11 protein-coding genes are annotated in these 14,778 nt (G+C 62.8%); 8 read left to right on the forward strand and 3 right to left on the reverse strand.

The annotated features are described in order from the left end of the window. The first annotated feature begins 55 nt into the window (after nt 1–55). The 3 genes from C5J26_RS17740 to C5J26_RS17750 all read left to right on the forward strand — a co-directional run bounded on the left by C5J26_RS17740 (nt 56) and on the right by C5J26_RS17750 (nt 4,144). On the forward strand, nt 56–2,209 hold the full coding sequence (locus C5J26_RS17740) for a molybdopterin-dependent oxidoreductase (RefSeq protein ID WP_105402944.1): 2,154 nt from the start codon (nt 56–58) through the stop codon (nt 2,207–2,209). Beyond that, complete coding sequence (locus tag C5J26_RS17745) at nt 2,206–2,799, forward strand: NUDIX domain-containing protein (protein ID WP_105402945.1); 594 nt, start codon at nt 2,206–2,208, stop codon at nt 2,797–2,799. The genes C5J26_RS17740 and C5J26_RS17745 overlap by 4 nt, the downstream gene beginning before the upstream one ends. Before the next feature lie 175 nt (nt 2,800–2,974). Continuing rightward, nucleotides 2,975–4,144 carry an alpha-D-ribose 1-methylphosphonate 5-triphosphate diphosphatase gene (locus C5J26_RS17750; RefSeq protein ID WP_105402946.1) on the forward strand — a complete coding sequence of 390 codons (1,170 nt, stop codon included), beginning with the start codon at nt 2,975–2,977 and terminating at the stop codon, nt 4,142–4,144. 3 nt (nt 4,145–4,147) lie between these two features. On the opposite strand, the gene purN is transcribed toward C5J26_RS17750, so the two are convergent. Together purN and purM are read right to left on the reverse strand one after the other, a co-directional pair. After that, nucleotides 4,148–4,831, reverse strand: coding sequence for a phosphoribosylglycinamide formyltransferase (gene purN, locus C5J26_RS17755; protein ID WP_105402947.1), 684 nt, complete (start codon nt 4,829–4,831; stop codon nt 4,148–4,150). Next, nucleotides 4,828–5,901, reverse strand: coding sequence for a phosphoribosylformylglycinamidine cyclo-ligase (gene purM, locus C5J26_RS17760; RefSeq protein WP_046636502.1), 1,074 nt, complete (start codon nt 5,899–5,901; stop codon nt 4,828–4,830). The genes purN and purM overlap by 4 nt, the downstream gene beginning before the upstream one ends. A gap of 178 nt (nt 5,902–6,079) precedes the next feature. Here purM and C5J26_RS17765 point away from each other — a divergent pair, with 178 nt between their 5' ends. The 5 genes from C5J26_RS17765 (at nt 6,080) to C5J26_RS17785 (ending at nt 13,262) form a co-directional block, all read left to right on the forward strand. Next, entirely contained in the window at nt 6,080–7,276 is a 1,197-nt protein-coding gene (locus C5J26_RS17765; protein ID WP_105402948.1) for an AI-2E family transporter, read from the forward strand. Between the two features lie 7 nt (nt 7,277–7,283). Next, a complete protein-coding gene (hdaA, locus tag C5J26_RS17770; RefSeq protein ID WP_105402949.1) occupies nt 7,284–8,003 on the forward strand; it encodes a DnaA regulatory inactivator HdaA in 720 nt (239 codons plus the stop codon). A 68-nt stretch (nt 8,004–8,071) separates the two neighbouring features. Then, on the forward strand, nt 8,072–10,273 hold the full coding sequence (locus C5J26_RS17775) for an RNA degradosome polyphosphate kinase (RefSeq protein ID WP_371411987.1): 2,202 nt from the start codon (nt 8,072–8,074) through the stop codon (nt 10,271–10,273). Nucleotides 10,274–10,278: 5 nt separating this feature from the next. After that, the gene (gene ppx, locus C5J26_RS17780; RefSeq protein ID WP_105402950.1) at nt 10,279–11,799 is read left to right on the forward strand and encodes an exopolyphosphatase; all 1,521 of its coding nucleotides are present in this window, start codon (nt 10,279–10,281) and stop codon (nt 11,797–11,799) included. Between the two features lie 119 nt (nt 11,800–11,918). After that, nucleotides 11,919–13,262, forward strand: a complete 1,344-nt coding sequence (locus tag C5J26_RS17785; protein WP_105402951.1) for a DUF308 domain-containing protein — start codon at nt 11,919–11,921, stop codon at nt 13,260–13,262. Nucleotides 13,263–13,377: 115 nt separating this feature from the next. On the opposite strand, the gene C5J26_RS17790 is transcribed toward C5J26_RS17785, so the two are convergent. Next, a complete protein-coding gene (locus C5J26_RS17790) occupies nt 13,378–14,748 on the reverse strand; it encodes an esterase-like activity of phytase family protein (protein ID WP_105402952.1) in 1,371 nt (456 codons plus the stop codon). Nucleotides 14,749–14,778 lie beyond the last annotated feature (30 nt).

Below are 14,778 nucleotides of genomic sequence, written 5' to 3' on the forward strand. Positions count from 1 at the left end.
TGATGCGCTGCAAATCACGCTTTTTGCGGACGTCAGCTTGCAATATAGAAAAGCCATGAACGTTGCGACCCCGACTACCGCGAAAACCCCAATCGCCCCAGAAAAGTCCGGCCACAATTCCGTCGGACACACCGTCTGTCCGCACGACTGTCCGTCGGCTTGCGCGCTCGACATCGATCTCACCGCCGACGGCAGGATCGGCCGCGTGCGCGGTGCTGCCGACAACAGCTATACGGCCGGCGTCATCTGCGCCAAGGTCGCCCGTTACTCCGAGCGGCTCTACCATCCCGGCCGGCTGATGCACCCGAAGCGCCGCGTGGGCGCCAAGGGCGAGGGGAACTGGCAGGAGGTTTCCTGGGAGGCCGCACTCGACGAGATCGCCGACGCCTTCGTCAAGGCCGAGGCGAAACACGGGTCGGAGGCGATCTGGCCCTATTTCTATGCCGGCACGATGGGGCAGGTGCAGCGCGATTCGATCGAGCGCCTGCGGCATGCCAAAAAATACTCCGGCTTCTTCGGCACGATCTGCACCAACATGGCCTGGACCGGTTACGTGATGGGAACCGGCGCCCTGCGTGGTCCCGATCCGCGCGAGATGGCGAAGTCCGATTGCGTGGTGATCTGGGGCACCAACGCCGTCTCCACCCAGGTCAACGTCATGACCCATGCGGTGAAGGCTCGCAAGGAACGCGGCGCCAAGATCGTCGTCATCGACATCTACGACAACCCGACGATGAAACAGGCCGATATGGCGCTGACCGTGCGCCCCGGCACCGATGCGGCGCTTGCCTGCGCCGTCATGCACGTCGCTTTCCGCGACGGATATGCCGACCGCGCCTACATGGCGCAATATGCCGACGACCCGGCCGGCCTCGAAGCGCATCTGAAGGCGAAGACGCCGGAATGGGCCTCCGCCATCACCGGCCTGTCGGTCGAAGAGATCGAGACCTTCGCCCGCCTCGTCGGCACGACCCAGAAAACCTTCTTCCGGCTGGGCTACGGTTTTGCCCGCCAGAGGAACGGCACGGTCGCCATGCATGCGGCGCTGTCGATCGCGACGGTGCTCGGCTGCTGGCAATACGAGGGCGGCGGCGCTTTTCACAACAACGGCGAGATTTTCCGGCTCAACAAGTCCGAGCTGATGGGCACGGCCTATGCCGATCCCGATATCCGCCAGCTCGACCAGTCGCAGATCGGCCGGGTGCTGACCGGCGATGCGGAAGCGCTGCGGAACGGCGGGCCGGTGACGGCGCTGCTGATCCAGAACACCAACCCGATGAACGTCGCCCCGGAACAGCGCCTCGTCCGCCAGGGCTTCTTGCGCGACGACCTGTTCGTCGCGGTGCACGAGCAGTTCATGACCGATACGGCCGAAGTCGCCGATATCGTCCTGCCGGCAACGATGTTCGTCGAGCATGACGACCTCTACCGCGCCGGCGGGCAGCAGCATATCCTGCTCGGGCCGAAGCTGGTTGAGCCGCCGTCCACGGTGCGCACCAACCTCTTCGTCATCGAGGAACTGGCCAAACGCCTCGGCGTCGATCACTTTCCCGGTTTCGGCCTCGACGAACGCCAACATATCGACCGCATCCTGAAGGCCAGCCACTGGGGCGCTTACGACGATCTGGCGCGCGACAAATGGATCGACGCGCAGCCGGATTTCGAAACCGCGCATTACATCAAGGGGTTCGGTTATCCGGACGGCAAATTCCGTTTCAGGCCGGACTGGGCGAACGGCCCGTCGCCGGACAAGCCGCCGAAAAATGTCGGGCCGCTGGGACCGATCGCCGAACTGCCGATTTTCCCCGACCAGGTCGACGTCATCGAGGTGGCGGACGAGGCACATCCCTTCCGGCTGGCGACTTCGCCGGCCCGCAGCTTCCTCAACTCCTCCTTCTCCGAGACGAAAAGCTCGTACGAGCGGGAAGGGCGGCCGGAAGTGATGATCGAGCCGACCGATGCGGAGCGCCTCGGCATCGTCGACGGCGATATCGTCCGGCTCGGCAACACCCGCGGCGAAATCCGCCTGCATGCAAGGCTGGTGGCTGGCGCGAGGCCGGGAGTGCTGATCGCCGAGGGGCTGTGGCCGAACCGCAAACATCTCGACGGCGAGGGCATCAACGTGCTGACCGGCGCCGATGCCGTGGCGCCCTATGGCGGTGCGGCCTTCCACGACAACAAGGTTTGGCTTCGCAAGGACGCAGCATGACCGAGGGGAATGATCGGGTGAAGCTCGTCAGCGAGAAGACGTTGTCGGACGGCTGGACGCGGCTTTCGAGCTACGAGCTCGACTACGCCGATCGCAGCGGCGAGACGCACCGCCTGCATCGCGAAATTTACCATAAGTCCGAGGCCGCCTGCATCCTTCTCTACGATGCCCGGCGCGACATGGTCGTGCTGGTGAGGCAGTTCCGATTGCCCGCCTATCTCACCGGCAAGCCGGCATGGATGGTCGAGGTCCCGGCCGGGCTGCTTGACGAGGACCACCCGGAAGAGGCGATCCGGCGCGAAGCGATGGAGGAAACCGGCTACCGCCTGCGGGATGTGCGGTTTGTCTTCAAGGCATTCATGTCGCCCGGCGCGATCACCGAACTCGTGCATTTTTTCCACGCGCCGGTCGACCTCTCCGACCGGGTGAACGGTGGCGGGGGTCTCGCCGAGGAGCACGAGGATATCGAGGTTCTCGAACTGCCGCTCGACGAGGCGGTGGCGATGATCGGCAACGGCGAAATCATCGATGCGAAGACGATCATGATGCTGCAATGGGCGGTGATAAACCGGGCGTCATTCACCGTCTGATGTCCGGGCGGTGCCGCCGCGCAGGCTTGAAACGCCGATCGGCGCGTTCGCCTGTTGTTTCAGACGCCGTATGATTGTGACTTGACCTTGTGCCGCGCCGATTTCACATGAATGTCACGAATGGCGGCTAAGCGCTGCCTCTTGATAATCATCCTTATATGGTCAGGAGAAAGCCATGTGGCTCGGCAATTTCACCCTCGTTCTGCCGAACGAGGTGGTGAACTCAGGTTCTGTGCGGGTTGAAGATGGCGTGATCGCCGAGATCCGCCCCGAACCGGTCGCCGGCGCCGTGATCGACGGCGGCGGGCGGTTGCTGATGCCGGGCTTCGTCGATCTGCATGGCGACATGATCGAGCGCGAGATCGCGCCGCGACCGAACGCCCAGATGCCGATCGATTTCGGCATCCATGAACTGGACAAGAAACTCGCCGCCGCCGGCGTCACCACGGCTTATGCGGCCGTTTCCTTCGCCACCGAAAGCGTCTATGGCCATGTCCGCTCGCTGGAAACGACCTCGGCCGTCATCGAGGGCATCAACCGCCTGCGCGACAACCTGCTGATCGACCACCGCGTACACGCCCGCTACGAGATCACCAATGTCGGCGCCGCGCCGGCGCTCGAACGGCTGCTGAAGGCCGACGAGATCGACATGGTATCGCTCACCGACCACACGCCGGGCCAGGGCCAGTACAACAACATCGCCGCCTATGTCGCCAGCATCTCCGAACGCCGGGCGATTTCCGAGGAAATGGCCGCCGAGATTGTTCAGAAGCGCATCGCCATGCGCAGCAATCCGCAGATCGAGGTGAAACTGAAGGAGATTGTCTCCCTCGCCCTCAAGCATCGCCTGTCGCTCGCTTCCCATGACGACGACAGCATCGAGAAGGTGGCCGAGATGCACGATCTCGGCGTCACGATCAGCGAATTCCCGGTGACGCTGCCGGCCGCCGAAGAGGCGCGCCGACGCGGGCTCTGGACGCTGATGGGCGCGCCGAACGCGCTGCGTGGCAAGTCCATGTCAGGCAATCTGAGCGCCCTCAATGCCGCCAAGGCCGGTCTGCTGACGGTGATTGCCGCCGACTATCATCCGGCTGCTTTCGTGCCGGGCGTCTTCAAGCTGGCGGACGTGGCGCAAGGTGGCCTGCCGGCGGCCGTCGCCATGGCGACCGGCAATGCCGCCCGCTCCGCTGGCCTGACGGATCGCGGCGAGATCGTCATCGGCCAGCGCGCCGATCTGGTGGTGGTGGAAAAGGGCGACGTGCACCGCATCCGAGCCACCTTCCGCGCCGGCCGCTTCGTCTACAGCGACGGCACGCTGCACCCACTCCGGGCGCTGGCGGCATAGGGCTTAGACGCCTGCGGAAAAAATCCGCTGGTCCGCGATATCGGTCTCAGTGCCGGGCGAGGTGATCGTCCGGCCGCCCTCCATCCGCACCTTGCCTTCCGCCAGCAGTTTCAGCGCCAGCGGATAGAGCTTGTGTTCCACGGTCAGCACGCGGCCGGCCAGGGTCTCGGGGGTGTCGTCGGCGAGCAACGGGACGGCGCCCTGGGCGACGATCGGGCCTTCGTCCATGCCTTCGGTGACGAAATGCACGGTGCAGCCGGCGATCTTCACGCCGGCCTCGATGGCGCGTTCATGGGTGTGAAGGCCTGGGAAGAGCGGCAGAAGGGCAGGGTGGATGTTGAGGATGCTGCCTTCGTAGCGGCTGATGAACTCGGCCGAGAAGAGCCGCATGTAGCCGGCGAGGCAGAGGATGTCTGGCTGGACCTCATCGAGGGCCGCAAGGATCGCCGCCTCGTGTTCGGCCTTGCCGGCAAAACCCTTGCGTTCGAAAACGAAGGTCTTGATGCCGCGCGCCTGCGCCTTCTCGATGCCGCCCGCCGAGGGTTTGTCGGAGAAGACTGCGACGATTTCGGCGGGGAAATCCGGCGTGGCGCAGGCATCGGCAAGCGCCAGCATATTGGAGCCGCCGCCGGAGATGAATACGGCGACGCGCTTTCTGCGCGCCGTTTCGGCCGCGGGTGTGCTCATAGGCCGAGCGTGCCCTGGTAGATCACGCCGGGGCCGCCTTCGGCGCGTTCGGCCATGCGGCCGAGCGGCACGACGATTTCGCCCTCGCCGGTCAGGATATCGGCGACCGCCTGGGCGTTCTCGGGCGCGACCACGATGATCATGCCGATACCGCAGTTGAAGGTGCGCAGCATTTCCTTCGCTTCGACGCCGCCGGTTTTTGCGAGCCAGGAGAAGACGGGCGGGACGGGAATGGAGTCGAGATCGATTTCGGCCGCCAGGTTCTTCGGCAGCACGCGCGGGATGTTTTCCGGGAAGCCGCCGCCGGTAATGTGGGCGAGCGCCTTCAGGGCGCCGGTTTCGCGGATCGCCTTCAGGAGCGGCTTCACATAGATGCGGGTCGGCGTCAGAAGCGCCTCACCCAGAGTCATGCCCTCACGGAAGGGAGAGGGTGCGTCCCAGGCGAGGCCCGAAAGCGTCACGATCTTGCGGACCAGCGAAAAGCCGTTCGAATGAACGCCGGAGGAGGTGAGGCCGAGGATGACGTCGCCGGAAGCGATATCGCCGACCGGCAGCAGCTGGCCGCGCTCGGCTGCACCGACTGCAAAACCCGCCAGGTCGTAATCGCCGTCGGAATACATGCCGGGCATTTCGGCGGTCTCGCCGCCGATCAGCGCGCAGCCTGCCTCGCGGCAGCCGGCGGCAATGCCGGAGACGATTGCCGCACCCTGGTCAGGATCGAGCTTGCCGGTGGCGAAATAGTCGAGGAAGAGCAGCGGTTCGGCGCCCTGGACCACCAGATCGTTGACGCACATGGCGACGAGGTCGATGCCGACCGTGTCGTGGAAGTCGGCGTCGATGGCGATCTTCAGCTTCGTGCCGACGCCGTCATTGGCGGCGACGAGGATCGGATCGGTGAAGCCCGCTGCCTTCAGATCGAAGAGGCCGCCGAAGCCGCCGATTTCGCCGTCTGCGCCGGGCCGGCGGGTCGAGCGCACGGCCGGCTTGATCTTCTCGACCATGAGGTTGCCCGCGTCGATATCGACGCCGGCATCGCTATAGGTGAGACCGTTCTTGCCCGCCTCGCTCATCGTTCATCTCCAATGATCGTTGTAGCGGCCCGCAATTGCACGACATCGCGCCGGATGCAAGCGTTGGACGCGGTTTTGAAGGCTTTTCACAGGTCTTGCTGCACCGCTTCCAAACCCTTGACCTGGGTTACGGGCTTCCCTATCCCTTTTTCGCCCGGGCAATTCAGAGGAAGCGGCGATGGCATATCATATCAGCGGCGCGAGCCTGAAGCGCTACATCTTCTTCTGGGTCGGCGTTCTCATCGTCTTCGTGGTGTTTCTCTGGTTCTTCCGTTCGATCCTGCTGCCTTTCGTGGCCGGGATGGCGCTCGCCTACTTCCTCGATCCGGTGGCCGACTGGCTGGAAAGACGGGGCTTAAGCCGGCTGATGGCGACGGTGGTGATCCTGGTCTGTTTCGTGCTGGTCTTCGCGCTGTCACTGATGCTGGTGATCCCGATCATCATCAACCAGTTCACCGAGTTCGCCGCAGCCCTGCCGGGCTATATTTCCCAGCTGCAGCAGATCATATCGAGCCCGGAAAGCTCGTTCCTGCCGCATTGGATCAGCGCCCAGATCGAGACGGTGAAGCAGAATTTCTCCGAGGTGTTGAGCCAGGGTGCCGGTTTCGTTGGTTCGCTGCTCGCCCAGATCTGGAATTCCGGCAAGGCGATCATCGACGTCGTGTCGCTACTGATCGTCACGCCGGTCGTCGCCTTCTATATCTTGCTCGACTGGGACCGGATGGTCGCCAAGGTGGATAGCTGGGTGCCGCGCGACCAGGTGGCGACGGTGCGCGAGATCGCCCGGGAAATGGATGAATCGGTCGCCGGTTTCATTCGCGGCCAGGGCTCGCTCTGCCTCATCCTTGGCATCTTCTATGCGGTTGGCCTGTCGGTCGTCGGGCTCAATTTCGGGCTTCTGATCGGCTTCATCGCCGGCATGATCAGCTTCATTCCCTATATCGGCTCGCTGATCGGCCTGGTTCTCTCGGTCGGCGTGGCGCTGGTGCAGTTCTGGCCGGATTATCCGTGGATCCTGGCGGTCGCCGGCGTTTTCTTCGTCGGCCAGTTCATCGAGGGCAATATCCTTCAGCCGAAACTGGTCGGCGAAAGCGTCGGCCTGCATCCGGTCTGGCTGATGTTCGCCTTGTTTGCCTTCGGCGCCATATTCGGCTTCGTCGGCTTGCTGATCGCCGTGCCGGCCGCCGCGGTGGTCGGCGTGCTTGTCCGTTTCGTGCTGTCGCGGTATCTTGACAGCGACATCTATTTCGGGCGAGCGGCGGAACTCCCCTGGGAAGAGGCCGAACGGCCGCATGTGCTGGAACATGCCGAAAACGGCGCAGAGATAACCGCCCCGAATGACCCTCACACGAATGACTCTCAGAAGAGCATTTGAAAGATCAATGACCGAGACGAGCGAGCGCGAGCGGCGCAGACAAGAGCAGTTGCCGCTGCAATTCACCCATGATGCGGCGAGAACCCGGGACGACCTCCTGGTGTCCGAACGCCTGGCTGCGGCCGTGGCGATCGTCGACGAATGGCCGGCCTGGCCGTCGCCGGTCGTCGTGCTGGCCGGCCCGGTAGGGTCGGGAAAATCGCACCTGGCGCATATCTGGCGGGAAAAGGCGGGGGCGGCCGATATCCATCCCGTCGCCGGCTCGAATGCCGCAGCGGTTGCCGCTGCCGGGCCAGTCCTGTTCGAGGATGCCGAACGCCGTGGTTTCGACGAAACCGAACTCTTTCACGTCATCAACAGCGTGCGCGAGAACGGCCATAGTCTGCTGATGACCTCGCGCCTGTGGCCGGTCTCCTGGGGCGTTACCCTGCCGGACCTCAAATCCCGGCTGAAGGCGGCGACCGTGGTGGAAATCGGCGAACCGGACGAGGACCTCCTGGCCCAGGTGATCGTCAAGCTGTTCGCCGACCGCCAGCTTTATATCGACGACAAACTGGTCGGCTACATCGTCAACCGGATGGAACGGTCGCTCGGCGCGGCGCAGACGATCGTCGAGCGGCTGGACCGCCTGGCGCTGGCGCGCGGCACGCGGATAACCCGCCCGCTGGCGGCGGAGGTGTTGAACGATTTTGGGAATTCCGGAACCGGGGGCGGCGCCGACGATTGACTGTGACAATTCCCTCGTCAAACTGTAGTCGGCCCTGATGGTTGGCATGACCAAGGGTTAGCATTGGGATGGATGAGATGGATTCGATCACGACTGAAACGCGCGAACCCGGCCTGGAGGCGGCCAATACCGACTTCGACCTGATGACCAGTCCGGACCGGTTCATCAACCGTGAATTCTCCTGGCTGCAGTTCAACCGCCGCGTCCTCGAGGAAACGCTGAATACCGCCCATCCGCTTCTGGAGCGGGTCCGCTTCCTGTCGATCTCGGCGGCCAATCTCGATGAATTCTTCATGGTGCGCGTCGCCGGCCTCGAAGGGCAGGTGCGGCAGGGCATCGTCATCCGCTCGCCGGACGGCAAGACGCCGGCCGAGCAGCTCGACAACATCCTGCAGGAGATCGACAACCTGCAGATGGAGCAGCAGGCCTCGCTCGCCGTGCTGCAGCAGTATCTCGCCAAGGAAGACATCCTGATCGTCAGGCCGGCGGCGCTGTCCGCCGAGGATCGCAATTGGCTGGCGAACTCCTTCGATGACGAACTTTTCCCGGTCCTGACGCCGCTGTCGATCGACCCGGCCCATCCGTTCCCGTTCATCCCCAACCTCGGCTTCTCGATGGGCCTGCAACTGCACAGCAAGCACGGCAAGGAGCCGATGACGGGGCTGTTGCGCCTGCCGACCACGCTCGACCGCTTCATCCGCCTGCCGGACCTCAACAACGCGATCCGCTATATTACGCTGGAAGATGTGGTCGGCATGTTCACCGACCGGCTCTTCCCCGGTTACGAGGTGAAGGGCGCCGGCACGTTCCGCATCATCCGCGACAGCGATATCGAAGTCGAGGAAGAGGCCGAAGACCTGGTGCGCTTCTTCGAGACGGCGCTGAAGCGCCGCCGCCGCGGCAAGGTCATCCGCATCGAGACCGATTCGGAAATGCCGGCGTCGCTCCGCCAGTTCGTGGTGCAGGAACTCGGCGTGCCGGAAAACCGCGTCGCGGTTCTGCCGGGCCTTCTGGCGCTCAACACCATGTCGGAGATCACCAAGGCGCCGCGCGACGACCTGCGCTTCGAGACCCACAATGCCCGATTTCCCGAGCGGGTCCGCGAACACGCCGGCGACTGTCTCGCAGCCATCCGCGAAAAGGACATGGTGGTCCATCACCCTTACGAGTCCTTTGACGTGGTTGTGCAGTTTCTTCTGCAGGCGGCCCGCGACCCGGACGTGCTCGCTATCAAGCAGACGCTCTACCGCACCTCGAACGACAGCCCGATCGTCCGAGCGCTGATCGACGCGGCCGAGGCCGGTAAGTCGGTGACGGCGCTGGTCGAGCTCAAGGCCCGGTTCGACGAAGAGGCGAACATCCGCTGGGCGCGAGACCTGGAGCGCGCCGGCGTGCAGGTCGTCTTCGGTTTCATCGAACTGAAGACCCATGCCAAGATGTCGATGGTGGTGCGCCGCGAGGACGGCAAGCTCAGAACCTATTGCCATCTCGGCACCGGCAACTACCACCCGATCACCGCCAAGATCTATACGGACCTGTCCTTCTTCACCTGCAACCCGAAGATCGCCCACGACATGGCGAACATCTTCAACTTCATCACCGGTTACGGCGAGCCGGCCGAAAGCATGAAGCTGGCGGTCTCGCCCTATACGCTCCGGCCGCGCATCCTGCGCCATATCGAGGAGGAGATCTGCCACGCCCAGGAAGGCAAGCCGGCGGCAATCTGGATGAAGATGAACTCGCTGGTCGATCCGGAGATCATCGACGCGCTCTATCGCGCCAGCCGCGCCGGCGTCGACATCGATCTCGTCGTGCGCGGCATCTGCTGCCTGCGCCCGCGGGTGGCCGGCCTTTCCGACAATATCCGCGTCAAGTCGATCGTCGGCCGCTTCCTGGAACACAGCCGCATCTTCTGCTTCGGCAACGGTTTTGGCCTGCCGTCCGACAAGGCGCTCGTCTATATCGGCTCCGCCGACATGATGCCGCGCAATCTCGACCGCCGGGTCGAGACGCTGGTGCCGCTGCTCAATCCGACTGTGCACGAGCAGGTTTTATCCCAGATCATGCTCGGCAACCTGATTGACAACCAGCAGAGCTACGAGATATTGGCCGACGGCACGTCGCGGCGCATGGAAGTGCGCAAGGGCGAGGAACCTTTTAACGCGCAGCACTATTTTATGACCAATCCGAGCCTCTCGGGGCGCGGTGAAGCCCTGAAATCGAGTGCTCCGAAACTTATCGCCGGCCTTGTGTCGGGACGCAAGAAATAGGCAATATGGTACGATCAGAAGCCCAGGGGCGCCTTCCAGGGGTCGCTCCTGTCTCCGTTATCGACATTGGCTCGAACTCCGTCCGCGTCGTTATCTACGAAGGCCTGTCCCGCGCGCCGACCGTCCTCTTCAACGAGAAGGTGCTGTGCGGCCTCGGCAAGGGACTGGGTTCGAACGGGCGCATGGACGACGAGGGCGTCGAGCGTGCCCTGTTGTCGCTGAAGCGCTTTCGCGCGCTTTCCACCCAGGCCCGCGCAACCGAAGTCTATGTGCTGGCGACCGCTGCCGCCCGCGAAGCGTCCAACGGCCCGGATTTCATCCGCCAGGCGGAAGAGATCCTCGGCCAGCAGGTCCAGCTTCTGTCCGGCGAGGAGGAGGCGCGCTATTCGGCGCTCGGCGTCATCAGCGGCTTCCATGATCCCGACGGCATTGCCGGCGACCTCGGCGGCGGCTCGCTGGAACTGATCGACATCAAGGGCAAGGAGTTCGGCAAGGGTATCACCCTGCCGCTCGGGGGCCTGCGGCTGTCGGAATCCTCCGGGAATTCGCTTTCCAAGGCGCGCACCTTCGCCCGCAAGCAGGTGAACACGGCGCGGTTCCTGGAAAACGGCGCGGGCCGAACCTTCTATGCCGTCGGCGGCACCTGGCGCAACATCGCCAAGCTGCACATGGAAATGAGCAAGTATCCGCTGCACATGATGCAGGGTTACGAGCTGTCTCTCGAGGATATGCAAAAATTCCTCGACGAGGTGATCGCGGCCAAGGACAGCAAAGACCCTGCCTGGCAGGCCGTCTCGAAGAGCCGCCGTTCGCTGCTGCCCTTCGGTGCCATCGCCATGCAGGAAGTCCTGGCGGTGATGAAGCCCGCCAGGGTGAGCTTTTCGGCGCAGGGCGTTCGCGAAGGTTATCTCTATTCGCTGCTTTCCGACGAAGAGAAGGCAGGCGATCCGCTGCTGGTTGCCGCCGACCAGCTCGCAATCCTGCGCGCCCGATCGCCCGAACACGCCCGCGAGCTTGCCGACTGGACCGGCCGGATGGTGCCGGCCTTCGGGATCGTCGAGACGGAAGAGGAAAGCCGCTATCGCCAGGCCGCCTGCCTGCTTGCCGATATCAGCTGGCGTGCCCATCCGGATTATCGCGGCCTGCAGGCGTTGAACCTGATCGCCCACTCGTCCTTCGTCGGCATCACCCATGCCGGCCGCGCCTATCTGGCGCTTGCCAACTACTACCGTTTCGAAGGCCTGCACGACGACGGCGAAACCGGCCCGCTTGCGACGATTGCGACGCCGCGCCTGCTCGATCTTGCAAAGCTGCTCGGCGGTCTGCTTCGGGTCGTCTATCTTTTCTCGGCCTCGATGCCGGGTCTCGTCCACCACCTGACCTTCCGCGCGTCTTCTGAGCCGGATCTCGACCTCGAATTCGTCGTCCCCTCCGCCTACCGCGATTTCGCCGGCGAGCGACTGGACGGCCGCCTGCAGCAGCTGGCGAGGCTGACGGGCAAACGCCTGGCGTTCCGGTTCGAGTAGGGCGGGCCACAATCCGCTCGGAGAGCGTAGATTGATGCAGATGGACAACTTTTGCTTGCAATTTTCGCTAGATAACGGTATTTTAGCTGTCGCGGATTTCGCTGGGGCGGAGACAAGCAATGGCAAACGTGGAAGAGGGTGCGCAGCCGGAAGAGCATATTGATGGCAAGCCGGCAGAGGTGGACGAGGCACCACCCGGTAACCCGGAGAAGAAATCGATCTCTGCTGAAAACAATTTTCCAGCCGATCTCGTTCGGCTGGGAATCGGCGTTGGAATTCTTTTCGTCGTCGTCGGGATAATCCTTCTAGTCCTTGATCGCGACCGGACTTTCTCTGCGTTGACGATCTGCGTCGGATTCGGGCTTGTGCTCGCGGCATTCGGCTCGAAGGCAGGTGGAGCCTGGGCCGGCTGGTCCGCGACCGGTGCGGGCGCGATGGCCATCATACTTTTCCTGATGCTCATACAGATCGGTCCGCCGAAAAAAGAGATCGACATCGTCAGGGGTAGGCTCGAGGGGGATTTCTCGAAGGTCGCTGATCTACGAATTATAGATGAGGATCCGCTGTATCTTTATCGTGATCGGTCGACGTCGACATTGAAGTTCATCATGCTGGAGAAGAAGCTTAGAAGCGCTCGGCTAACGATACAGGTCGACACGACGGAATTCGACGAGACAAAACAATTTTTCAAGCTGATGGGGGATGCAGCGACTATTCAGAAGGCCTATCTGGCAAGCGCAGAAGGCAATTTCATCCAATGGAACTTCGACTATGCGAACCGGCGAGTCATGGATGGAAACAAGGTGATCTTTTCGGAGGCCGGTACAATTATGAGCCTGGCAGACGCAGATACCCGTGTCGTCAAGTCGTTACCGTGGTGGAGCATGGCGGCGTTTGCCGAAACGGATACGCTTACGGCGCCAGTGAGCCCGCTGGAACTCCGCTTATTGATGGAACAACTCAACAGCGATGACACCTACATCAGAAGAAACGCACGTGACTACCTCGCTATCATGGGGCCGGGTGCCGTTCCTCTGATGATGGGGGAACTGCGCAAGAATTTTCGAGATTATAGAACGAGGCTGGGAATAACCTATGCTCTCGGCGAAATGTTAAGGGCCCAACCGTCTTCTTCCAAGCAAATATCGGAGGGCATTCAGGAGGCGGATTTCCAATTGCTTGTTGCTGCTGCATCTGACGAGGACAAGACCATTCGTTACCAAGCGGCCGAATTTCTTTACAATCTCCAGGATCCGCGGGCCGTTCAGCCCAGTATCAACGCTGCGAAAGAGGCTACGGATGAAGGGGTTGCGAACAACCAGATTCTCATCTTGCGACAATCGGGCAGCTCTCTGCCGTGTTCTCAGAAGGGCAATATCGTCAGGGAACTAAGCGACCCTTCGACGAATCTAAACAGGACCTTTAAGGATCCGTCGTCACTTAATCGCGTTCTTAAATGGTAAATTTCACGAGGCGGATAGCGTCGAACTTGGGGCAGCGTTTCGACCCATAGGAAAGAGGGCATCCGCGTGGCGGATGCCCTCTTCATCTCGAACGTTTCCCGATAAGGGCAGCCTCTTACTTCGCAGCCAGAAACTCACCGACTTCGAGCACGCTGAACTCGTTATTGTCGGCCTTGTCGACGGCGCGGCCGGCGGAGAAGGGTAGGTTGTTGTCGTTGCCGATGATGATGTGGGTGGCGTCGATGACGTCGACGTTCTCGATCGTCACGAACGGCATGTCGTAGACGCCGGCGACGCTGCCGGCCTTCTTCCTGTTGTCCGGGTCCTGGATGTTCATCAGGTCGATATAGCCGATCTTGCGGACGGCCTTGCCGACATTGGCGTCGGTCATTTCGATCTTGTAGACGCGCTTGTGCTTGGCCGGTGCGTTGAAGCAGGTCGGCTCGGGCTTCGCCGGATCGGCGCAGGGCTTGTCGGCGGTGCCGGCGCCGTTGTCGCGCTCGATGACCAGAGCGGTGGTCGCGTCGACCATGTTGAAGTCGCCGATCGCCTCGCCGCCCTTGGAGAGCGGGTAGAGCCACGAGCGGCCGGTCCATTTCTTCGAGGCGACGTCGAACTCGATGACGCGCAGGGCCGTCAGCCCCTCTGCGTCTTCGACCTTGCCGTCTTCCTTGTAGAGCGGTCCTTCGAGCAGGCCGTAGAGCTTGGCTCCGTCCTTGGACATCGCAAGGCCTTCATAGCCGCCGGAGCGCTTCACGTTGAAGACCGGTGCCTTGGCGGCCGGGTTGGCCTGCAGCTGGACGAGCGGGCTGTCGGGAGACGTGACCGGCTTGCCATCGACGAGCGTCGATACGACGTCGGTCAGGCGGCCCTGCATGTCGACCTTGATGAGGTAGGGCCCGAACTCGTCGCCGAGCCAGAAGCCGTCGGCGACCGGCTGGATCGATTCGATGTCGAAATCGGCGCCGGTGAGGTAACGGGTCTCCGAAGCTTCCGTGACGATCGGGAACGGCGCGATCTTGTTCGGGTCGGAGAGGAAGATATTCTTGACGACTTCGGCCTTGTTGGCGGCCCAGTCGAATTTCATCTGGTGCAGGAACAGCATCGCGTCGGAGGAATTGCTCTTGCCGCCGAAACCGTTGTCGGACAGCGTCCAGAACGTGCCGTCGGCCATGGTCTTGATACCGGAGAAACCCTGGACCGGCTGGCCGTCGAGCGGCAGCTTGACGTCCGTCACGCGGGCGCCGTCCTTGCCCGGCAGGGTGCCGAGGGCTTCGGTGCGCTTGCGGTCGGCGGTGGTGAACTTGCCGGAGGTCTTGAGGAACGCCGGTGCATCGGCCGGAGCCGGAACGACCGTGTTGGCGGGCAGGATCGCCTGGCCAGTGAGCTTGGCCGGGAATACCTTGTCGTCGGCAGAAGCGGAGCCGCCGATCAGCGCGGCGAGCGCGCCAATCACCACGGGGGTAGCAAGCAGAAATTTGGTCATGGGATCACCTGTTGGTTGGCGTGTCAAAGA

Source organism: Neorhizobium sp. T7_12 (genome assembly GCF_002968535.1).
Classification (GTDB): Bacteria; Pseudomonadota; Alphaproteobacteria; order Rhizobiales; family Rhizobiaceae; genus Neorhizobium; species Neorhizobium tomejilense.